The organism is Actinocorallia aurantiaca (assembly GCF_039533685.1).
In the GTDB taxonomy this organism is placed as follows: Bacteria; Actinomycetota; Actinomycetes; order Streptosporangiales; family Streptosporangiaceae; genus Actinocorallia; species Actinocorallia aurantiaca.
This window is the reverse complement of record NZ_BAAATZ010000009.1, coordinates 439,050-459,300: the sequence shown is the minus strand read 5'-3', so window position 1 is coordinate 459,300 and position 20,251 is coordinate 439,050. Positions and strand designations below refer to the sequence as shown.

21 protein-coding genes are annotated in these 20,251 nt (G+C 71.0%); 6 read left to right on the top strand and 15 right to left on the bottom strand.

Features of this window, described 5'->3' with window-relative positions; all coding sequences use genetic code 11:
* Positions 1-130 precede the first annotated feature (130 nt).
* Entirely contained in the window at positions 131-559 is a 429-nt protein-coding gene (locus ABD327_RS14995) for a ferritin-like domain-containing protein (RefSeq protein ID WP_344450970.1), read from the top strand.
* Between the two features lie 7 nt (positions 560-566).
* Here the strand turns inward: ABD327_RS14995 and ABD327_RS14990 are convergent, their stop codons facing one another.
* The 3 genes from ABD327_RS14990 to ABD327_RS14980 all read right to left on the bottom strand — a co-directional run bounded on the left by ABD327_RS14990 (position 567) and on the right by ABD327_RS14980 (position 3,703).
* Positions 567-1,610, bottom strand: coding sequence for a TRM11 family SAM-dependent methyltransferase (locus ABD327_RS14990; protein WP_344450969.1), 1,044 nt, complete (start codon positions 1,608-1,610; stop codon positions 567-569).
* 27 nt (positions 1,611-1,637) lie between these two features.
* Positions 1,638-3,203, bottom strand: a complete 1,566-nt coding sequence (locus tag ABD327_RS14985; protein ID WP_344450968.1) for a hypothetical protein — start codon at positions 3,201-3,203, stop codon at positions 1,638-1,640.
* Between the two features lie 188 nt (positions 3,204-3,391).
* Positions 3,392-3,703, bottom strand: coding sequence for a hypothetical protein (locus ABD327_RS14980; RefSeq protein ID WP_344450967.1), 312 nt, complete (start codon positions 3,701-3,703; stop codon positions 3,392-3,394).
* A 178-nt stretch (positions 3,704-3,881) separates the two neighbouring features.
* Between ABD327_RS14980 and ABD327_RS14975 the strand changes: the two genes are divergently transcribed.
* Positions 3,882-4,919 (top strand): hypothetical protein, encoded by a 1,038-nt coding sequence (locus ABD327_RS14975; RefSeq protein WP_344450966.1) that lies wholly within the window; start codon positions 3,882-3,884, stop codon positions 4,917-4,919.
* On the opposite strand, the gene ABD327_RS14970 is transcribed toward ABD327_RS14975, so the two are convergent.
* Entirely contained in the window at positions 4,888-5,568 is a 681-nt protein-coding gene (locus tag ABD327_RS14970; protein WP_344450965.1) for a peptidyl-tRNA hydrolase, read from the bottom strand. The two genes, ABD327_RS14975 and ABD327_RS14970, sit on opposite strands and share 32 nt — an antisense overlap.
* 41 nt (positions 5,569-5,609) lie before the next feature.
* Between ABD327_RS14970 and ABD327_RS14965 the strand changes: the two genes are divergently transcribed.
* The 4 genes from ABD327_RS14965 to ABD327_RS14950 all read left to right on the top strand — a co-directional run bounded on the left by ABD327_RS14965 (position 5,610) and on the right by ABD327_RS14950 (position 10,335).
* A complete protein-coding gene (locus ABD327_RS14965) occupies positions 5,610-6,146 on the top strand; it encodes an NUDIX domain-containing protein (RefSeq protein WP_344450964.1) in 537 nt (178 codons plus the stop codon).
* An 83-nt stretch (positions 6,147-6,229) separates the two neighbouring features.
* Positions 6,230-7,285: an Rv1352/Rv1906c domain-containing protein gene (locus ABD327_RS14960; protein ID WP_344450963.1), complete on the top strand. Its 1,056-nt coding sequence runs from the start codon at positions 6,230-6,232 to the stop codon at positions 7,283-7,285.
* A gap of 127 nt (positions 7,286-7,412) precedes the next feature.
* Positions 7,413-9,866 carry a lamin tail domain-containing protein gene (locus ABD327_RS14955; protein ID WP_344450962.1) on the top strand — a complete coding sequence of 818 codons (2,454 nt, stop codon included), beginning with the start codon at positions 7,413-7,415 and terminating at the stop codon, positions 9,864-9,866.
* A gap of 79 nt (positions 9,867-9,945) precedes the next feature.
* Positions 9,946-10,335 carry a VOC family protein gene (locus ABD327_RS14950; RefSeq protein WP_344450961.1) on the top strand — a complete coding sequence of 130 codons (390 nt, stop codon included), beginning with the start codon at positions 9,946-9,948 and terminating at the stop codon, positions 10,333-10,335.
* Here the strand turns inward: ABD327_RS14950 and ABD327_RS14945 are convergent.
* The 11 genes from ABD327_RS14945 to ABD327_RS14895 form a co-directional block, all read right to left on the bottom strand.
* Positions 10,319-10,999, bottom strand: a complete 681-nt coding sequence (locus ABD327_RS14945; RefSeq protein ID WP_344450960.1) for a helix-turn-helix domain-containing protein — start codon at positions 10,997-10,999, stop codon at positions 10,319-10,321. The two genes, ABD327_RS14950 and ABD327_RS14945, sit on opposite strands and share 17 nt — an antisense overlap.
* A 17-nt stretch (positions 11,000-11,016) precedes the next feature.
* A complete protein-coding gene (locus tag ABD327_RS14940) occupies positions 11,017-12,012 on the bottom strand; it encodes a LacI family DNA-binding transcriptional regulator (protein WP_344450959.1) in 996 nt (331 codons plus the stop codon).
* A complete protein-coding gene (locus ABD327_RS14935) occupies positions 12,009-13,382 on the bottom strand; it encodes a GH1 family beta-glucosidase (RefSeq protein WP_344450958.1) in 1,374 nt (457 codons plus the stop codon). Before ABD327_RS14935 ends, ABD327_RS14940 begins: the two co-directional genes overlap by 4 nt.
* Positions 13,379-14,200, bottom strand: coding sequence for a carbohydrate ABC transporter permease (locus ABD327_RS14930; RefSeq protein WP_344450957.1), 822 nt, complete (start codon positions 14,198-14,200; stop codon positions 13,379-13,381). The genes ABD327_RS14935 and ABD327_RS14930 overlap by 4 nt, the downstream gene beginning before the upstream one ends.
* Positions 14,197-15,144 (bottom strand): carbohydrate ABC transporter permease, encoded by a 948-nt coding sequence (locus ABD327_RS14925; RefSeq protein ID WP_344450956.1) that lies wholly within the window; start codon positions 15,142-15,144, stop codon positions 14,197-14,199. Before ABD327_RS14925 ends, ABD327_RS14930 begins: the two co-directional genes overlap by 4 nt.
* 60 nt (positions 15,145-15,204) lie before the next feature.
* On the bottom strand, positions 15,205-16,506 hold the full coding sequence (locus ABD327_RS14920) for an extracellular solute-binding protein (RefSeq protein ID WP_344450955.1): 1,302 nt from the start codon (positions 16,504-16,506) through the stop codon (positions 15,205-15,207).
* 437 nt (positions 16,507-16,943) lie between these two features.
* Positions 16,944-17,606: a TetR/AcrR family transcriptional regulator gene (locus ABD327_RS14915; protein ID WP_344450954.1), complete on the bottom strand. Its 663-nt coding sequence runs from the start codon at positions 17,604-17,606 to the stop codon at positions 16,944-16,946.
* Positions 17,607-17,696: 90 nt separating this feature from the next.
* Positions 17,697-17,990 carry a Dabb family protein gene (locus tag ABD327_RS14910; RefSeq protein WP_344450953.1) on the bottom strand — a complete coding sequence of 98 codons (294 nt, stop codon included), beginning with the start codon at positions 17,988-17,990 and terminating at the stop codon, positions 17,697-17,699.
* A gap of 31 nt (positions 17,991-18,021) precedes the next feature.
* Complete coding sequence (locus ABD327_RS14905) at positions 18,022-18,801, bottom strand: DUF4259 domain-containing protein (RefSeq protein ID WP_344450952.1); 780 nt, start codon at positions 18,799-18,801, stop codon at positions 18,022-18,024.
* 107 nt (positions 18,802-18,908) lie between these two features.
* Positions 18,909-19,496, bottom strand: a complete 588-nt coding sequence (locus tag ABD327_RS14900; protein WP_344450951.1) for a hypothetical protein — start codon at positions 19,494-19,496, stop codon at positions 18,909-18,911.
* 141 nt (positions 19,497-19,637) lie between these two features.
* On the bottom strand, positions 19,638-20,219 hold the full coding sequence (locus tag ABD327_RS14895) for a hypothetical protein (RefSeq protein ID WP_344450950.1): 582 nt from the start codon (positions 20,217-20,219) through the stop codon (positions 19,638-19,640).
* Positions 20,220-20,251 lie beyond the last annotated feature (32 nt).

Sequence of the window (20,251 nt, the reverse complement as noted above, 5' to 3'; positions counted from 1 at the left end):
CGCGAGGCGCCGAGAAGGAGGCCGCGGCGGCCCGGGTCGCCGACATGGCCGGGGCTCCCGCCGGGCTGGCGCAGCTGCTGGCCAGCATCGGGGCCTGCGAGGCCGGGCACGCCACCGCGCTGGGGCTGGGATGAGCGATCTGGATCGCCTGCAGACGGTCCTGGCCGCCGAGCACCGGGCGGTCTACGGCTACGGGCTGACCGGCGCCCGCCAGAGCGGCACGGCCAGGCGGCAGAGCACGGCCCTGTGGCAGGCCCACCGGACCCGCCGCGACCGGATCTCCGCCCTGGTCTCCCAGCGGAAAGGCGACCCGGTGGCCGCCGAGCCCTCCTACCGGCTGCCCGACGGCGCCCCCGCCCAGATCGCGGCCGGGCTGGAGGAGGAGCTGATCTCGGCCTACCTGGGGCTGGCCGGGGCCTCGGACGCCGCCCTGCGCAAGTTCGCCGCCCAGGCGATGCAGGAGGCGATGACCAGGCGGGTCCGCTGGACCCGCACCAGCCCGCCCAGTCCCTTTCCGGGCCTGCCCGAGAACCGGCTGGGCCCCGCCCAGGGCTCCTGAGGGCCGCTCAGGGCCTGCGGGCGACGATCACATCGCGGGTGATCGCCTGGTCGACCCGGTGCCGGAACCGCCGGTAGGGGCCCTCGTCGAACGGCTCGAGACCGGCCTCGGCCAGGGCCGCCAGGGCGTCCTCGCGGCTGGTGACGCAGGTGTTCCAGGAGATGCCGACCACCCCTCCCGGCCGCAGCAGCCGCACCCAGCCGGGCAGTGCCCGGGCGAGCAGCTCCAGCGGGCTGCGGGTGAGGGCCTCCCGGTTGCGGGCGCCGTGCTGGACGCCGTACGGGGCGTCGGTCACGATCACGTCGAAGGAGTCCGCGGCGAAGAGGTCCGCTGCCCGGAGGGTGTCGGCGTTGACCACCGTCAGCCTGCGCCTGTCTCCGGACTTGTACTCCTTCTTCGACAGTCCGTAGGTGACGTCGAGCCTGCGGCCCACGAGCCTGCGGTCCCGGCGGACGGGGACGATCTCGGCGGTGTGCTTGATCCGCTTGCGCTTCATCCAGGTGCGCAGGAAGCCCGCGTAGGCCTCGAAGTCCTTGCCGTCGATGTCCACGCCGTCGGCGTTGTACCCGTACATCATCGCCTGGTTGAGGGTGGTGCCCCGGCCGCACATGGGGTCGAGGACCCGCAGCGTCCGGTCCGCCATGTGCGGGCCGGACGCCGAGGACCAGAGGGCGACGTTCAGCAGCAGCTTGGTGAAGTACTCGTTGGTCTTCCCCGCGTACTTCTGGATGGTCAGCAGGTCGTCGTCCAGCCGGTCGAGGGGGTGCAGCCCGACCGGGTGAAGGGCGTCGCCGTCCTCCGCCAGGCGGAACAGGGCGTAGAGGGACGACAGGTTGGACAGGAAGGCGACGTCCCTCTCGGAGAGGTCCTCGGCGGAGAAGGTCAGGTAGGGGACCCCGCCGATGGGCCGGCTCTCCACGTCCGTGATCCGGCCGCCGAGGACGGCCCGGTCGAGGACTTCCAGCTCCGCCTCCATGAGGGCGACCGACGACTCCGCGTACACCCGGTTGGCGGAAGGCCTGATGAGGATCCCGAAACGCTGCTTGCTCACCGAAGAATTCTAGGAGCCGCCCGGGGTTCAGCGCCTGTCGCGGACGGCCACGAGACCGCCTACGACGCCTATGTACGCGGTGCCGTCCGGACCGAGGTTGATGGGCGCCCAGTTGTTGTCGAAGTACTTGCCGGTGCCGGTCAGGACCTTGTAGGCGGTCCGTCCGGTGTGGAAGTCGATCGCCGTCAGGTACCAGGCGTCTATGCCGTCCCTGCGGGGCTCCTTCGTGTAGGCGTAGACGAGGCCGCCGGGAACGCTGGCCTTGGCGACGGTGGAGGGGCTGCGCTCCTTGCTCGTCCAGACGGTCCTGCAGCCGTGGGAGGTGATGTCGACCCGGCTCAGGCCTCCCACGGACGAGGCTCCGGGGGCGAGCTCCACGAAGTTGCGGTAGCCGGAGTTGTTCTCCACCACGAGGCTGCGTCCGAAGCCGATCAGGGAGTTGTCCCCGGCCGACTTGTTCTTCTGGAACACCGGCACCTTGCAGAGGCGTTTCCCGTCGCGGGCCCGGTGGACGAGCACGTTCATGCGCGGTTCGGCGTTGTCGGTGATGGCGACGTACTCGGCTCGGTCGCCCAGGAAGGTGGGCGTGGTGCCGGATCCCCGGTCGATCTGGCCGGACTTGCGGCGCACTCCCCGGTCGTAGGTCTCGCGCCACAGCACCTTCGGCCGGCCCCGGGCGTCCGCGCGGAGCCTGTAGAGGGCGTGGTCGCTGACGATGGAGACCCCGTCGCGGCTCGCGGCGAAGGAGTTCTGGATCTCCTCGCCCTTGAGGCGCAGCACCCGGATCCGGCCGCTGCGCGGGTCCAGGGTGCCGATCCGCCCCTTGCGGGTGACCCACCAGATGAGGCCCTTCCAGTCGGGCTGCACCGAGGTGACGGGGTCGCACTCCCCCTCGGGCTTCGGCTTCGTCCAGGTCGGGCAGGAGTGCGGGACGTGCTTGCGGAGGTCCCAGTCGTCGACGACCTTGAAGCGCCAGCCCTTCGGGGTGCGCACGTGCGCGAACCGGCGGATGCGGAAGGCGGAGTCCGCGAGGACCGCGCGGTCCTGGGAGTCGAGGTAGAAGTAGGCGCCGCCGGAGGTGTCGGTGAGCACCTTGTCGAGTTCGAGGCCGGTCACCGCCTGCACGGTCGAGGGGCGCCCGGGAAGTTCGTGGACGGCCAGGTCCTTCAGGGTGCGCGGGTCGATGAGCCGCAGCGTGAACGTGCCGACCCTGGTGCACTGGGCGACGAGCAGCCCGCTGCGGCGCGCCCGGTTGACCGTCGAGCACAGGCCGGGCAGCCCGTTCGCCTTGGCCTCGGTGAGCACCTGCGGGTCGTGTCCCATCGGGCCGAGGAACGGGTAGGTGTCGGACGCGTGGCTGTCGGCGTGCATCGCGGCGTAGCCGGGGGGACCCATGTGCGGATTGGCCGGAACCGGCCGCCCCGGGATGGGTTCGGGCACGGCCGGGGCGCCCAGGTAGGCGGGCACCGCGTCGCGTCCCCGCCCGTCGGGAATCGGGTCCGCGAGGGCGGGACGGGGGGCGGAGACGGGAAGGCAGCACAGCGCCAGCCCCACCGCCCCGTAGATGCGTCTTCTTCGTCCTGTTCGCGGCATGAGACGTCTCCCTCCCCCCGAACACGATCATCGGCCGCACCCGTCCGTTGGCGGAACCGGTGCCCCGCCAATCTAACAAGCGATCGCTTGGCCGCAAGGGCCGTGGGAGAGGAGCCGGAGTTCGAACCGGCGAAGGGCGGTGTTCCACCATGCCGCACGTTCGGTGCCGTGGAACACCGCTTCTCAAGTCACGTGACCGGGCTCGCCGCGAGTACTTGCGCGACCCGGGCCGCGGCTCCCGGAACGTCGTCGGCCTCGGCTATGCGCTCGGCCCACGACCACCAGAACCACCAACCGTCCACGCCGCGCTCAGCCAGGATGTTCTCCGTCAGAGCGGACGCTTCCGGATTCATCACGTGCAGGCAGGGCGCCGTGCCGAGCGGCATGGTCAGCCTCACCCTCAGACCGCGCCCGACGAGTTCGTCGCCGAGCCGTTCCAGATAATCGATCCGCGTCTGCATGGACTGCACAGGCGCGGTCGTCCCCGTGTCGTCAGGCATTCCCGTTGCTCACTTTCGCAGAGATCGCGTGGCCCGACGGTATTCACACTTCCCGCACGCCACGGCCCCCGCAAGGGGAAGCGCCGGATCTAGTTCGACGACCCCCCTTATGGACTAGATCGCAATGCTCTTCCTTGGCAATCGGGATAGATTTTCTGATAGCCGACGATGAGAGGTATTGACGATGTCGCAGGACCCGTACTCCACCCGGCGGGACTTCGCCCTGCCGGGTCAGCCTTCGCCCCCCGAGCCTGAGGGCGGGCAGGACGGGTCCGACGTGACTCCGCAGCTGGGGGCCGCGTATCCCGAGCAGCGCCCCGCCGCCGTGGACTTCGCGCAGACCGTGCGGGACTCCGCGCCGGTGTCCGGGGAGACGGTCATGGACCACACCCGGCCCGTGCCCATGCCCCAGCAGGACCGGCCCTCCGAAGACGTGAAGGACGAGCAGCGGGACCGCCAGGTCGCCCCGCTGCCGCAGCCGCAGGCCGAACAGCGGCCTTCCCCTCCGCAGCAGCCCTTCCAGCAGCCTTCCCCGCCGCCGCAGCCCTTCCAGCAGCCCTTCCAGCAGCCTCAGCAGGGATACCCGCAGCCCCAGCAGGGCTTCGCCCCCCAGGGGCACGCTCCGCAGCCCGCGGCGGCCTCCGGTGGAGCCTGGCACCGGCAGCACTACGCCATCGGCGTCTTCCTGGTGCTGTACGGGCTGACGAACCTCGTCACCGGCCTGCTGGGGTTCAGCAACCGGAAGGTGGAGGTCGCCGTCTACTTCGGCGAGGGGCTCGCCATGCCGGTCCTCGTCGCCGTCAAGTGCGCGGAAGCGCTGCTGCTCGCCCTCACGGCGGCCGGGCTCCTCCGCAAGCGGGACGTCTGGTTCCTGCCGGGACTGCTCGGCTGGGTCGTCGGCTTCGCCGGCCTGTGCGTCCTGGACGTCGTCAAGGGCCAGTTCGTCACGCTGGCCGAGCACGCCGTGTACACGCTGGTCTTCGGGGTGCTGCTGTTCCTGTCCTACGCGCTGAGCGCCCGGGTCCGCGCCGCACGGCTGCAGGCGTCCGGGCAGCAGGGCCTCCCCGCGCAGCACGGCCCCGTCCCGGCGGGCGTCCCCGCGGGCGCCCCGCAGGGGATGGCGCCGCAGGGCGGCCCCGCTCCCTCCGGCCTGTCCCGCACCCAGGAGATCGCGCTCAACACGCTCAACCGCTGGCAGCGCCCGGGCGGTCGGTGACGAGCCAGGCGACGGCGGTCATCGTGCCGGGCGCGACCTCGGTGTACCCGGCGTCGCGGATGTGCACGGCGGCGCGCGCGACGGCCTCGCGCCAGGGCGTGTCCGCCAGGTGCACCGGCGCGCCGTTCTCCAGCCAGGCCTCCCGCTCCGCCGGGCCGAGCGAGCGGTAGAGCAGGTGCGCGGCGTGTCCGGTCTGCGCGGCGGCCTTGCCCGTGCTCATCCCCGCCCCGGGGTTGAGCACGACCGCCCCGTAGGGGGCGGCGGGCGCGGGCGCCTCGGCGTGCTCCAGGTCGGTCCCCGCCACCTGGAGCTTCGCCACCGCCGCCGGGACCCCGTCGACCGGCCCCGGCGCGAAGGCGCGGGCCTCGGCCCCCCGCCAGGAGACGGTCACTCCGGGCAGCTCCTGCACTTCCTTCCAGCGCGCGCCCCTGGCCCGCCGCACGACCTTGCGGATCCGCCCGTCCTCCCAGCGCCGCACCTCCTCGGCGAAGGCCGGGTCGGCCAGCAGGCGGACGACGGCCGAGGCCGCCGCGGCGCAGGCCGCCTCGTGCGCGGGCGGCTCGGCCTTCTCGACCCGGACGGCCAGCTGCAGCGCCCAGGGCGGTTCTCCCGCGGGGTCGTCGTGCACGACGGGCGGATGCTCGATCATGGTCGAAGGTTAGGGCAGGCGCGAGGGAGCGGAGGAGCAGGGTGCGGCAGATTTCGTCGCGGGAGGTCTACCGGAACCGGTGGATGAGCCTGCGCGAGGACAGGATCAGCCATCCGGACGGTTCGCCGGGGCTGTACTCGGTGGTGGACAAGCCCACGGCGGCCTGCGTCGTCCCGTACGAGGACGGCGGGTTCCATCTCGTCGAGCAGTACCGGTATCCGCTGCGCCGCCGGTCGTGGGAGTTCGTCCAGGGGACCTGGCCCGGGGACGGGCCGCCCGGCGAGGAGCTGGCCCGCGCGGAACTGGCCGAGGAGACGGGGCTGCGCGCCGCCTCCCTCACCCGGCTCGGCCGGGTGGCCGTCGCGCCGGGGCTGACCAGCCAGGAGTGCGACGTCTTCCTCGCCACCGGGCTGACCCGGGGGCCGGTGGACCGCGAGCACACCGAGCAGGAGATGGAGCAGCGCTGGGTCTCCCGCGCGGAGTTCGAGAAGCTGGTCCGGGACGGGGTGGTGTTCGACAACACCACTCTCGCGGCCTTCACGCTGTTCCTGCTCCGGTCTCTCGCGGAGACGTCCTGAACCGGTCGTTATATTTCGGCCCTCTCGCGGGTAGGTCAACCGTCGACGCCTTTGGGGGGCGGCGAGCGGAGCGGAGCGGGCGGGTGACTCTCACGCACATGATCCCCGGTACGGGGACGTACTTCGTCGGCATCGACATGCCTCCGGGCAGATACCGCTGCGACGACGGGCGGGGCGGCTGGTGGGTGCTGTTCCAGGGCGGGTCGGGCGACCGCCCGGTGGGCGCGTGGCCGCTGGACCCCGGCCCCGCCGAGGTGGACATCTCCGTGGGGGACTTCGCGTTCGAGACGCACGTGCCGTCCTCCTGGACCCTGGTGGCCCCGGCCGGCGAGGCGCCGGGCACGCCGCGCCCGGTGGCCGACCCGACCCTGCGCACCGAGCTGGACTCGCTGGTGGCCCGGCGCGGCCCGGTGCTGCGGCTGGTCCCGCTCGTACTGGCCGCGGTGGGCATCGCCGCTTTCTTCCTGCTCGGCGGCGCGTGGCTCTGGCTGGTCCTGCCCCTGGTGGTCGGCTCCTTCGGCGCCCGGCTGCTGCTGGACGACCTCCGCCGCGCCCGCGCGCTGGGCGACCGCGCCGACCGCTACCTGCTGCCCGAGGACTTCGACGCCGAGGCCGCGGCGCTGCTGGTCCGCGTCCAGCGGGCCGCCGAGCAGGTGCGCGGCGCCCAGGTGGTGCGCGAGGGCGTGCTGGAGGGACTCGACCCGGAGGTGGAGCTGCCCCGCCAGGAGTGGGAGATCGCCCAGGTGCTGGCCCGCCACTCCCGGCTGCGCCGCGAAGCCGAGGCGCTGGACCTCGCCCCCGGCCTCGACGGGCTCCGGGAGGCCCAGCGGGAGAAGCTCCGGATCTCGGTCGCCGCCGTCACGCTCAGGGCGGAGGCGGTGGAGCGCTACGCCCGCAGCGCGATGGAGGCCGACGCCGCCTACCGCGCCTGCCGCGCCCTGGAGGAGCTCGCCGAACGCGACCGGGAGTACGACGACCTGCTGGCCGACACCGTCCGGGACGAGCTGGCGGTCCCGGCCATCGACCGCCTCACCGAGCAGAGCGACGAGCTGCTGCGGACGCTCCGGCACCGGCTCGCCGAGGCCTCCGAGGCGGCCAGGAGCACGCTGCCGTCCGGGGAGGCCGGGGAGGCCGGATGAGGGCTGGGTGAATCTCCAACCCCATCCGGCTGAACACTCCCCGATTAGTGGGAATCTCCCCTTTTCCTGACGGCGGGAAAGCAGGATCCTGACGCGTAGATCATTGATCACTCTCTAGGAGCCTCCCGTGACAACCCCCCTCGCGGCGCCCCGCCGGGCGTCCCGGTTCGGCTGGCTGCTCGCGGCGCTGAGCCTGCCCGTGGCGCTGGCCGCGGCGCCGCCCGCGCACGCGGCGTCGGCCGACCTCCTCATCTCCGAGGTGTACGGCGGCGGCGGCAACTCCGGCGCGGTCCTCACCAACGACTTCATCGAACTGGCCAATGCCGGGACGGCCCCTCTCAGCCTGGACGGCTACAGCGTCCAGTACATCTCCGCCTCGCCGGGCGCCTCCACCACCTGGCAGGTGACGCCGCTCGGCGGGACCGTCCCGGCCGGCGGGCGGTTCCTCGTCCAGGAGGCGGCCGGATCAGGCGGCACGCTGGCGCTGCCCGCGCCCGACGCCGTCGGCTCGATCCCGATGTCGGCGACCAACGGCACCGTCGCCCTCGTCGCGGGCACGGACGCGCTGACCTGCAAGACGGCCGCCGACTGCGCCGCCGACGCCTCCGTCAAGGATCTCGTGGGCTTCGGCAGCGCGGTGGTCCGCGAGGGCACCGCCGCGCCCGTGCTGAGCAACACCACCTCCTCGGCGCGCTCCGCCCTCGTCGACACGGACGTGAACTCCGCCGACTTCAGGTCCGGTGTCCCGACGCCGACGAACGCGGCGGGCCAGACGGTCGACGTCGAGGGCCCCGGCGGGGAGCCCCCCGCGGCCAAGCGCATCCGCGACGTCCAGGGCACCACCCGGATCTCGCCGCTGAACGGCCAGAACGTGGCGGACGTGCCCGGCGTCGTCACGGGCGTCCGGGCGTCCGGCTCCCGGGGCTTCTGGATCCAGGACCCCGAGCCCGACGCGGACCCGGCCACCAGCGAAGGCGTCTTCGTCTACACCGACGCCGTCCCTGCCGTGGAGGCGGGCGACTCGGTGCTGGTCAGCGGACGGGTCACCGAGTACCGTCCGGGCGGCGGGGCCAACCAGACCCTCACCGAGATCACCGCCCCGACCGTCACGAAGACCGGCTCGGGCAACGCCCTGCCCGACGCCGCGGCGATCGGGCCCGGCACTCTGCCCGGTGCCTACGTCGCGCAGCCGGGCGGCAGCGTCGAGGGCCTCCCGCTCGCCCCCTCGCAGTCCACGCTCGACTGGTTCGAGGCGCACGAGGGCATGCGCGTCTCGGTGGCCGACACCCGGGTCGTCAGCGCCGCCAACGAGTACGGCGAGATGTGGGTCGAGACCGAGCCCGGGCAGAACCCGACGCCCCGGGGCGGTGTCATCTACAAGTCGTACGAGACTCCCAACAACGGCCGGATCAAGATCATCCCGATGGCCGGTGACGCGCCGAAGGTCGACGTCGGCGACACCCTGAAGGGCACCTCGGCCGGCCCGCTGGACTACCAGCAGTACGGCGGCTACACGATGATCGCCTCGCAGGTCGGCACCGAGCGGGACGGCGGGCTCAAGCGGCAGGCGGTGAAGCGCCACAAGGCCGGCAGCCTGAGCATCGCCACCTACAACGTGGAGAACCTGGCCGCCACCAACGACGACGCCAAGTTCGCCCGGCTCGCCGAAGGCGTCGTCGGCAACCTCGCCTCCCCCGACATCGTCGCCCTGGAGGAGATCCAGGACGACAACGGCCCCACCGGCGACGGCACCGTCGGCGCCGAGAAGACCCTCGCGAAGTTCGCCGCCGCGATCCAGAAGGCGGGCGGGCCGAAGTACCGCTGGCGCCAGATCGACCCGGTCGACGGCGCGGACGGCGGCCAGCCCGGCGGCAACATCCGGCAGGCGTTCCTCTTCGATCCCGAGCGGGTCGACTTCGTGGACCGCGAGGGCGGCGACGCCACCACGGCCGTCGCCGTCGTCAAGGGCAAGAAGAAGAACGACGTCCGGCTGTCGGTCTCGCCCGGCCGCGTGAACCCCGGCAGCGACGCCTGGGAGTCCAGCCGCAAGCCGCTGGCCGGCGAGTTCGTCTTCCACGGCGAGAAGTACTTCGTGATCGCCAACCACTTCGCCTCCAAGGGCGGGGACGACGCTCTGCACGGCCGCTACCAGCCGCCGACGCGCGGCAGCGAGGTGCAGCGGCTCAAGCAGGCGGGCGAGCTCAACGCCTTCGTCAAGGAGCTGAGCACCGCCAGCTCCGGCAAGGCGAAGGTCGTCGTGCTGGGAGACATCAACGACTTCCAGTTCTCCCCCGTCATGACCACCCTGACGGGCGGCGGCGCCGACCTGTTCAACCTCATGGGGACGCTGCCGGAGAACGAGCGCTACAGCTACGTCTTCGACGGCAACTCCCAGGCGCTCGACCACATCCTGGTCAGCCCGTCGATCAAGGGCTACTCCTACGGCGTCGTGCACATCAACGCCGAGTTCTCCGACAAGGCCAGCGACCACGACCCGCAGGTCGTGCACCTGCCCCCGGGCTGCGACGGCGGCAAGCCCGCCTTCCTCTGCAAGGCTCCTCTGCCCTACAAGACCAAGTGACCCGCCTCGTCTGAAAGCCCCGCCCCCGGTGTCTGATTCGTTCAAGACCCCGGGGGCGGCGGCTTCCTAGGGTGGAGCCATGAAGCCGCAACTCGACCTGATCTGCCTCGTGGTCACCGACATGGCGACCTCGCTGGCCTTCTACCGCACCCTGGGCCTGGACATTCCGCCGGAGGCCGACACCGAGCGCCATGTGGAGGTGACGCTGCCGGGGGGCGTCCGTCTCGCCTGGGAGCCGGTGGACTTCGTCAAGGAGATGGACCCCGAGTGGACCGCTCCCGTCGGCTCCGCGCAGGTCAGCCTGGCCTTCCTGTGCGACTCCCCCGCCGAGGTGGACGCCACCTACGCCCACATGGCTGCTGCCGGATACACCGGGAACGAGCCCTGGGACGCCTTCTGGGGCCAGCGTTACGCCACCCTCTCCGACCCCGACGGCAACGGGATCGACCTGTTCAGCCCGCTGGCCTGAACGCCGAGGGCGGGACGCCGGCCAGCGTCTTCACCTCGCGGCTGAGGTGGGCCTGGTCGGCGTACCCCGCCTGGAAGGCGACGTCGGCGAGCGGCACCCCGGCCGAGGTGAGGGAGACCGCCCGGCCCAGCCGCCGGATGCGGGCCAAGGTCTTCAGGCCGTAGCCGAAGGCGTCCAGGCAGCGCCGGTGCAGCTGCCGCTCGCTCAGCCCGGCCCGTACGGCGATCACGTGCACCGGGTCTCCGGCGTCGAGCCCGGCCAGCGCCTCGCCGACCACGGGGTCGGCCGGTCCGGCGTCGGCGAGCCGCGCGGCGGCCGCCTCTTCCAGGATCCGGCCCGGGGCGCCGGACTCGGCGAGCCGTTCGGCCAGCCGCCGCGCCTCCGCGCCGCCCCACAGGTCGGCCAAGGGGATCCGCCGGTCGGTGAGCTCCCGGGCGGGGACGCCCAGGACGCGGGGGCCGACGCCGGAGGCCAGCCGCAGGCCGGTGAAGACCTCCCCGGACGAACTGCCCAGGTACGGGCCGGTGTCGGGCCCGGCGACGGTCACCTCGGCGCCCGTCCAGATCAGGTCCAGGCACCCGTCGGGCAGCACCCGGTAGGGGCCGGCCACGGTGTTGCGCCAGACCGCCCCGCGGGCCCCGAGCGCCGCCCGTTCGGTGTACACCGTTCCAGTCTGCCCGGTCAGCTGGACTCGCGGACCACCAGACGGGTCTCCAGGATGATCGCCAGGGAGTCCGGGGCGCGGCCGGAGATCCGGGCGACCAGCAGCTCGGCCATCGCCCGGCCCATCTCCTCGACCGGCTGGTGGACGGAGGTGAGCGGCGGTTCGGTGTGCCGGGCCATCTTCGAGTCGTCGAAGCCGACCACCGCCACGTCCCCGGGGATGCTCCGGCCCGCCGCCCGCAGGACGTGCATCGCGCCGAGGGCCATCGGGTCGGAGGCGGCGTAGACGGCGTCGAGCTCCGGGCACCGCTCCAGCAGTTCGCGCATGGCCGCCGCGCCGCTCCCTTCGGAGAAGTCGCCCTGGGCGACCAGGTCGGGGCCGGGGTTGAGCTCCCGGTATCCGGCCAGACGGTCCAGGCCCACCTGCATGTCCTGCGGCCCTGCGATGGCCGCGATGCGCCTTCTGCCCCGGTCGACGAGGTGCTGGACGGCCTGGCGCGCGCCGCCCCGGTTGTCGGCGTCGACGTAGGCGACCGGCGTCCGGCCGGGGGATGAACCGGCCATCACCGTCGGCAGGCCGCGCTCCTCCAGGTGGCGGGGCAGCGGGTCGTCGCCGTGCAGCGACAGCAGCAGCGCCCCGTCCACGTGCTGGCCGGTCAGGTAGCGTTCCAGCCGCTCGTGGTCGGCCGGGGTCTGGGCCATCGCCAGCAGCAGCTGCAGCCCGGTCTTCGACAGCCCGGAGCTGATGCCGCGGATGATCCCGGCGAAGAACGGCTCGCCCCACACCCGCTCCTCGGACTCCGAGACGACCAGCGCGACGGTGTCGGTCCGCCGGGTCACCAGCGTCCTGGCGGCGGGGTTGGGGACGTAGCCCAGCTCCTTGATCGCCTTCTCCACCGCCTCGCGGGCCTTCTCGCTGACCTTGGGCGAGCCGTTGATGACCCGGGAGACGGTGCCGCGCCCCACTCCGGCACGCGCGGCCACCGCCTCCAGGGTCGGGCGAGGTTCAGTCACGGAAGACCATTTTGCCGTGAAATCTGCCCATACCAGCGGGCGCTGGACTTCGGCGTGCGCTTCTGGGTCTCGTAGTCGACGTGGACGAGGCCGAAGCGCTTGCCGTAGCCCCAGCCCCACTCGAAGTTGTCCATGAACGACCAGGCGAAGTAGCCCTTCAGCGGCACCCCGTCGGCGATCGCGTCATGGCAGGCCGCCAGGTGCGCCTCGATGTAGGAGAGGCGCTCGTGGTCGTCGATCTCGCCGTCCACGACGGTGTCGACGTAGGCCGCGCCGTTCTCGGTGATGTAGAGCGGCACGGACGGGTACTCCTTGGCGACCCGGGTGAGGATCTCGTGCAGGCCGCCGGGGTCGACCTCCCAGCCCATGTCGGTCACGGGGCGTCCGCCGTGGACGAAGGAGACGTGCGACGCTCCGGGCCAGGGCGAGGCCGAGGCGAACGGGGAGGTCGCGACCACCCCTCCGTCGCTCTCGGCGCTCACGGTGTGGCGGGAGTAGTAGTTGACGCCGAGGAAGTCGATCGGGCCTCCGATCAGCTCCATGTCCCCGGCCTGGACGACGTCCTCGAACCCGAACGGGGCGAGGTCCCGCACGACGTCCTCCGGGTAGGAGCCGCGCAGCAGCGCGTCCAGGAAGAAGCGGTTCTGCAGCCCGTCGATGCGGCGGGCGGCGTCCAGGTCCAGCTCGCTGTCGCTGGCGGGCGAGACCGCGTACAGGTTGGGCGCCGCGCCCGCCAGCCCGTCGCCCTCGCGCAGGACCGGCGCGGCCAGGCCGTGCGCGAGCAGCAGGTGGTGGGCGGCGCGGACGGCGAGCTCCGGCGAGCGCAGGCCCGGCGCGTGGTCGCCCGAGGCGTAGCCGAGGAAGGCCGAGCACCACGGCTCGTTCACGGTGAACCAGTGCTTGACGCGGTCGCCGAGCGCCTCGCGGACGACGGCGGCGTAGTCGGCGAACCGGTAGGCGGTGTCCCGGGCGGGCCAGCCCCCGGCGTCCTCCAGCTCCTGGGGCAGGTCCCAGTGGTAGAGGGTGGCGTAGGGCGTGATCCCCGCTTCGAGCAGGGTGTCGGCCAGCCTCCGGTAGAAGTCGAGACCGCCCTGGTTGACGGTGCCGCCGGGCATGATCCGCGGCCAGGAGAGCGAGAACCGGTACGCGCCGACGCCCAGCGAGGCCATGAGGGCCACGTCCTCGGCGTAACGGGTGTAATGGTCGTTGGCGACGTCTCCGTTCTCGCCGTTCAGCACCCTGCCCGGCGTGTGGGCGAAGGTGTCCCAGATGGACGTGCCTCGCCCGTCCGCCGCGGTGGAGCCTTCGATCTGGTAGGCCGAGGTGGCGACCCCCCAGGCGAAGCCCTCCGGAAACCCCCGAGTGGTCATGCCTTCACGGCTCCTTCCATGATGCCGCCGATGATCTGGCGGCCGAAGAGAACGAAGATGACGATCAGCGGGACGGTCGCCAGCGCGGTCCCGGTGAAGACGAGCGTGTAGTCCTGGAAGTGCGCGCCGTTCAGCGCGGAGATCGACAGCTGGACGGTCGGGTTCGACTGCGTCAGCACGGCCATCGGCCAGATGAACTCGTTCCAGGTCTGCATGAAGGTGAACAGCGCGAGCACCGCGATGGCCGGGCGCAGCGCCGGGAGCACGACGCTCCAGTAGATGCGCAGCGTGGAGCATCCGTCGACGCGCGCCGCCTCGATGAGCTCGTCGGGCACGGCCTGGACGGCGTACTGCCGCATCAGGAACACCCCGAAGGCGTTCACCAGGAACGGGAAGATGACGGCCTTGAGCTCGCCGGTCCAGCCGAACTTCACCATCATCATGTAGAGCGGGATGATGCCCATCTGCTGGAGCGGCACCATCATGGTGATCAGGACGACCAGCAGCAGGCCGTCGCGGCCGCGGAAGCGCAGCTTGGCGAAGGCGAAGCCGGCCAGGCTGCTGAGCACGACCACCGACAGCGTCACGGTCGTCGCCACGAGGGCGGAGTTCAGCATGCCCTTGGCGAAGTTGGCGTCCTCGGTGGCGAAGAGCCTCTCCAGGTTCTCGCCAAGGTTGCCGCCCGGCAGCATCGGCGGCGGGACCATGCCGACGACGTCGTTGGAGCGGGTCGCGACGACGAACATCCAGTAGATCGGGAACGCCGAGAGGATCAGCGTCACGACGAGCGTCGCGCGGGTGAGCACGGTGGCCTTCACTTGGTGCCCCCGATCCGCCGGGTGAACAGGAAGCTGAAGAAGCACACCAGCAGGATCATCATGAACAGCATCCAGGAGACCGCCGAGGCGTATCCGTACTCGAAGTGCCGGAACGCGTTCTCGTACATGTACATGGCCACCGTCTGGAACTGGCCCAGCGAGCCGCCGCCGACGTCGCCCTGGGCGAACATCACCGGCTCGGTGAACAGGGACAGGCCGCCGATGGTCGAGGTGATCGTGGTGAAGACGATCGCGGGCTTGAGCATGGGGATCGTGATCTGCCAGAACTGCCGGCGGGAGGAGGCGCCGTCGATGGAGGCCGCCTCGTACAGGTCGCGCGGGATGGCCTGCATCGCGGCCAGGTAGATGAGGGCGTTGTAGCCGGTCCAGCGCCAGTCGACCATGACGGAGATCGCCGACCAGGAACTCCACTTGTCGGCCGTCCAGTCCAGGCCGTCGGTGCGCAGCAGCCAGTTGACGAAGCCGTAGTCGCGGGCGAACAGCTGGCCGAAGACGACGGCCACGGCGACGATCGAGGTGACCATCGGGACGAGGACGCCCAGCCGGTACAGCAGGCGGAAGCGCATGCGCTTGTTGAGGGCGTTGGCCAGCATCAGCGCGAGCACGAGCTGCGGGATGGTCGCCAGGACGAACATGCCGAACGTGTTGGCCACGGAGTTCCAGAACTCGCCGTCCTGGAGGAGCTCGGTGTAGTTGGCGAAGCCGACCCAGTCGCGGTCGCCCGCCAGCTCCCAGTCGTGCAGGGACACCCAGAGGGTGAAGCCCAGCGGGAACAGGCCGAAGACCGCGAAGAGGATGAAGTACGGGGAGACGAGCAGGTAGGGCACGGCCTTGATGTCGAACCAGGTGGACCACCTGGACCTCGGCTTGGTGACCGCCGGCGGCGCGGGAGAAGCGGCGGAGCGCTTGCGCACGTCGAGCATGGGACTGCCTTTCGAGGACGGGGGCGGCGCCGCCGCTGCGGCGCCGCCTCGCGGGATCGTCTATTCGGCCTTGTCCCGGCCGTCCTCGACCGCCTTCTTCCAGGCCTCCTCGGGGCTGAGCTTGCCCTGCCCGAGCGCGACCAGGACGTCCTCGAACACCGTCCGCACGTCGACGTTCTTCACGCCGAGCTGGACGGGCTGGAGCGAGGCCGCGGTGGAGGCGAAGATCTCGCCGACCGGGGCGTCGCTGAAGTACGCGTCCTTGGCGTCCTTGACCTTCGGGTCGGCCAGGGCCTTCTTGGAGGTCGGCAGCGCGTTGACCGCCTCGAACGCGGTGATCTGCGACTGCGCGCTGGTCAGGAACTTGGCCAGGTCCGCGGCCTCCTTCGGGTGCTCGGACTGCTTGGGCACCGCCAGGAACGAGCCGCCCCAGTTGCCGCCGCCGCCGGGCACCGCCGCGACGTCCCACTTGCCGGCGTAGGCCTCGCCGGCGTTCTCCTCGATCACGCCGAGCATCCAGGCCGGGCAGGCCATGGTGGCGAAGGAGTCCTTCTTGAAGCCGGTCTGCCACTGCGGGGTGAAGCTCTTCAGGCCCGCCGACAGCTTCTCGTTGTTGAGTCCGGTGACGAAGTCGAACGCGGTCTTCACGGCCGGGTTCGTGTCGGCGACGTACTTGTCGGAGGCGTCGAAGTAGGTGACGTTGCCGTTCTTCGGGGCTTCCTGGGACAGGGAGGCGTTGAACAGCGTGGTCAGGCCGTCCACGAACTTGGTGCCGGGGACCTTCTCCTGGAACTTCTTGCCGGTGTCGACGTAGGCCTGCCACGTCGGCCACAGCTGCCCGACGGCCTCGCGGTCGGTGGGAAGGCCGGCCTTCTCGAACAGGTCGGAGCGGTAGCACATGGCCAGGCCGCCGACGTCGGTGCCGAGGGCCATCAGCGACTTGCCGTCCAGGCTCTGGCCCAGGCTCCACTTCCAGGGCAGGAAGTCGTCCTTGAGCTCGGCCGCGCCGTACTGGTTGAGGTCGAGGAACTTGTCGGACCGGCCGCGCAGGTTCGTCAGGACGCCCTCTTCCAGCGCCACGACGTCGCCGGCGCCGCTGCTGGTCTCCAGGTACTTGAGGAGGTTGGGCACGTAGACCTTCTCGTGCTCCTTCTCGTTGCGGTGCTCGATCTTGATGCCGGCGTGGTCCTTCTCGTACTGCGCGAAGAGGTCCTCGTAGCCGAAGCTGCCGAAGGTGTCGACGGTCAGCGTGATCTGCCCCGAGTCTCCGGAACCGGAGTCGTCGGAGGAGCAGGCCGCGCCGGCGGTGAGCACGCCGGCGAGGACGGCCGCGATCACGGCGGATCGGCGGATGGGCTTCATGGGTGGTCCTCCCGGGACGGGGTGGGGAGAATCGGGCTCTTCGTTGAGCCCCTGGGGGGTTGTGGGAGCGCTCCCACGCATCACAGCCCCCGCGACCCGAACCCGTCAAGGGCTCGAAACACAACCGTTATGCGGCGTTCGCCGGAATGTCGGCGGGAAACAGCCAAGCAAGCGCTTGCGTGCGAAAGATTTTCAGGTTAGCTTTCCCGGGATGCACCGGGAGCCCGACCGCCATCGGCGCTCCCGGCCGGAACCCGTCGTCCGGACGGGAGAGATCGCGCCCTCTCCCGCCCGGGCGACGTCAGCGGAGGCCGGCCCCGCGCGGGCACGGCGAACACCCGCCCGGGCCGCGGGGCCTTGAGCGGGTGAGAAGGGATCGCCGCCGCCTCGTGAGGGCGCTGGAGGACGAGTGGGGAACGCGCGGGAAAGAGGCGTGGTCAGTGCACGTGGATGCCGTCGAGCAGCACGCTGACGTAGTGGCCGTACAGGACCTTGGCGTCCAGACCCTCGTTGGGCTGGAACCAGCGGACGCTGACCCAGATGGTGTCGCGGATCATCCGGTAGGTGAGCCTGGGATCCAGGTCCGGGCGGAAGAGCCCGGCGGTCTGGCCGTTCTTGATGGCCTCGATCCACATCTGCTCGACCTCCTCCTCGGCTTGGATGAGGTAGGCGAAGCGCTCGAGGCCCTTGAGGTAGTTCCAGTCGTTCTGCAGCACCGTGATCGCGGCTCGGTGCGGCTCCAGGGTGCCGAAGGAGATGCGCACCAGGGAGGCGAGCACCTCCTCGGGGGTGCCGCCCTGCTCGAGGGCCGCGCGGTCGGCGGCCATCAGCTCGGTGAAGAAGTTCGACAGGATCTCGTCCACGATCGACTCCTTGGAGTCGAAGTGGTGGTAGAGGCTGCCGGAGAGGATCCCGGCCTCGTCGGCGATCTCGCGGACCGTGGTCGCCTGGAAGCCCTTCTTGGCGAACAGTTCCGCGGCCAGCTTGACCAGATGGTCGCGGCGTTCGGAGGCCAGCCCCGTCGCGCCCCGGGCGCGGCGGCGGCCACCGCCCTCACGGGCCGAAGCCCTGGCTCGTCCGCTGTTCGTCGTGGTAGTCACCCCTTTATTATGCCGCTGCCACCCAACCGCTTGCTCAGTCACCCAGGTTGTCATCTTGTTAAACCCTGAGCAAGCGCTTGTTAAAAGCGGCTAACCGGGGAGCCGGTACTGCGCCCTGGCGAGGTCCTCGGCGATCGGCTCGACGCACCTCTCGATGAACGCCCTGTGCGCCGGGTGGTCACGGTAGACGACGAAGTCCTCGGGGCCGGCGAAGTCGGCGACCAGCACGAAGTCCTTGTTGCCGGGGTTCATGCCCGGCCCGTACTCGTAGCGCCTGATCTGCGGGATCGCCCCGGGCAGCTCCGCCAGCCCAGCGGCCACGGCCTCCCGCTGCTCCTCGGTGGCCTCGGGCTTCCAGGTGAACATCACGACGTGTCTGATCATGCCTTCAGCCTAGGGCCGCGGGACGCCCGGCTCAGGGAAGGGCAGGGAGGGGGCCCAGACCGAGGTGGTCGCCCACGGCGGCCAGGACCCGCCTGACGTCGGCGGCCACGGCCTCTTCCGGAACGTGTTGCGTGTGGCCCAGGTCCACCCAGGCCTCGGCGGTGGCGCGCCCCCGGGAGATCCGCTCGACGGGCTCGCCGTCGTCGAGGGTGCAGAAGACGTAGAGCTCCTGCAGGCCGGCGGGCCGCCACCAGTCCAGCCAGGCGGCCGAGGCGTTGACGCCGCGCCGCAGCGCCTCGGCGGCCCTGGCGTAGGCCGAATCCTCCTCGAGGCCCTCATAGGGCGTGGCCCAGTGGGCGACGAACCATTCCGGGGAGCCGGAGAAGTCCGGGACGAAGGGCGAGGGAGGCTCCTGGGGCTCGCCCGCCAGCGACCTCCGGTAGGGCTCGAGGCCGTCGAGGAACTCCCGCCAGTAGTCGTCGTCGACGTCCTCGCCGTAGTGGTTGTCCTCCTTGCGGGTGGCCAGGTCGAAGGCCTTCGCGGCCAGGTCCCGCAGTTCCGGCGAGACCGTGAAGGGATTGCGGTCCAGCCAGTGGTGGGCCTCCTCGTCCGGGGCGATCCCGGAGACCCTCGCCGCGACCAGGCAGGCGATCGCCAGGACCTCCTCGCCCCACGCCTCCTGCACGTAGTCGCGGTTCACCGCGAGGAACGCGGTGAACGCCTCGGCCATCGCCCCCGCGACGTCCTGGCTCTTCTCGAGCTCGGAGAGGCGGTCGGAGGCCTCGTCGCTGTCGAAAGGCCCGTCCAGCATGGGGATCCCTTCCGGCGTGGAGACGGACGCCGACCGCTGTGAGGGGATGGTCGCCAACGGTACGAGACGGGGAAGGGACTCGTCCGGATTCCCGGGAGCGTCGCCGGTCACAGGCGCCGGTAGACCGCGGTGACGGCGGCGGGGGCGACGGGATCGGACAGGGTCGCGGCGAGCTTCAGCGTCCTGCCGGAGCAGGTGAAGGCGTGGCGGACGGGGATGAAGGGATCCACGTCGCCGTCACGGTAGTGCTTGGCGAGCTTGCGCCGGCTCATCGGGACGGTGTTGAAGGTGTGCTTCACGGTGGCGTCGCCGGTGGCCGTCTTCCGTTTCAGGACCAGGGTGCCCTTCTTCGAGCCCTTCAAGGTGCTCTTGAAGAGGATCCGCTTCTTGTAGACGCTCTTCAAGACGTAGCGGTCGCCGTTGTCGTTCCCCTTGGTGACGACTTTCTTCGCCTTGTCGAATCCGTAGGAGGCCGTCTTCCCGGTGAGGGAGAGCCGGGCCCCCTCTCCGCCCTCGGCGTTGATCTCCACGTTCCGTCCCTTGGCGGCCGACCGGTACTCGGTGAGCCTCCAGTCTCCCAGCACGCACGCCTCGGCGGCCGAGACGGAGGCGGGAAGGACGAGGACGGCTCCCGCCGCCAGGGCGACGGCCTGGGACAGGCGGACCGGGTTGGCGGGCAAGTCGGCCTCCTCCATGCGGCGGATGATCGACAAAAGTACCCAGGTCCCGTACCGGGACGCCCGGATTTCAGGAGAGTTTCACTTCGTCTTCCGGGAGGCGAACGTCCGTGCCGCCCCCGGAGGAGACGAACGGGTCCGTCTCGCCTCTGCGAAAGGTCAGAGGCGCCGGTAGTCCAGCACGACCGTGCCGGTGCCGCTCTCGTCCGTCTCCGTCATCTTGAACCTGGCCGTCTTGGCGGTGCAGGTGTAGCGGGCACGGGTCGGGGCGACGGGCTCCCAGCTGCCCTCGCGGTACACCTTCGCGACGCTGTAGGTGATGAAGGGCGCGCCGTTCATGACGAGGGCGGCCCGCGCATCGCCCTTGGCGCTCTTCGGCTTGAGCGCCAAGGTGCCCTTCTTCGCGCCCTTCAGCGTGGACTTCAGCGTCAGGCGCTTCCTGTAGGTCGTCTTCATGTCGTACTTCTCACCGTCCGAGAAGCCCTTGACGATGATGGGCTTGGAGCCGCCGAAGTCATAGGTCACGGACTTCTCGGCGACGGTCAGGCGGACTCCCTGGCCGCCCCAGCTCGTGGCCTTCGAGCCGGGACCCTTGGCGTTCATGGAGTACTTGGTGAGCTTCCACTTGCCGAGCAGGCAGGGCTTGGCGGCGGCGGACGCGGACGCGGGGAGCGCGAGGGGCGTGACGGCCAGCGAGGCCGCCAGAACGACGGATGCCGTGCGGGGGGATACAGCGAACAAAGTCGACCTCCATCAGGATGATCGACAAAGGT

Bases quoted from the DNA above. Each gene is read 5' to 3' on its own strand.
- ABD327_RS14995 (WP_344450970.1), top strand. From the start codon at position 131: ATGAGCGATCTGGATCGCCTGCAGACGGTCCTGGCCGCCGAGCACCGG.
- ABD327_RS14985 (WP_344450968.1), bottom strand. From the start codon at position 3,203: ATGCCGCGAACAGGACGAAGAAGACGCATCTACGGGGCGGTGGGGCTG.
- ABD327_RS14980 (WP_344450967.1), bottom strand. From the start codon at position 3,703: ATGCCTGACGACACGGGGACGACCGCGCCTGTGCAGTCCATGCAGACG.
- ABD327_RS14970 (WP_344450965.1), bottom strand. From the start codon at position 5,568: ATGATCGAGCATCCGCCCGTCGTGCACGACGACCCCGCGGGAGAACCG.
- ABD327_RS14950 (WP_344450961.1), top strand. From the start codon at position 9,946: ATGAAGCCGCAACTCGACCTGATCTGCCTCGTGGTCACCGACATGGCG.
- ABD327_RS14935 (WP_344450958.1), bottom strand. From the start codon at position 13,382: ATGACCACTCGGGGGTTTCCGGAGGGCTTCGCCTGGGGGGTCGCCACC.
- ABD327_RS14925 (WP_344450956.1), bottom strand. From the start codon at position 15,144: ATGCTCGACGTGCGCAAGCGCTCCGCCGCTTCTCCCGCGCCGCCGGCG.
- ABD327_RS14920 (WP_344450955.1), bottom strand. From the start codon at position 16,506: ATGAAGCCCATCCGCCGATCCGCCGTGATCGCGGCCGTCCTCGCCGGC.
- ABD327_RS14910 (WP_344450953.1), bottom strand. From the start codon at position 17,990: ATGATCAGACACGTCGTGATGTTCACCTGGAAGCCCGAGGCCACCGAG.
- ABD327_RS14905 (WP_344450952.1), bottom strand. From the start codon at position 18,801: ATGCTGGACGGGCCTTTCGACAGCGACGAGGCCTCCGACCGCCTCTCC.
- ABD327_RS14900 (WP_344450951.1), bottom strand. From the start codon at position 19,496: ATGGAGGAGGCCGACTTGCCCGCCAACCCGGTCCGCCTGTCCCAGGCC.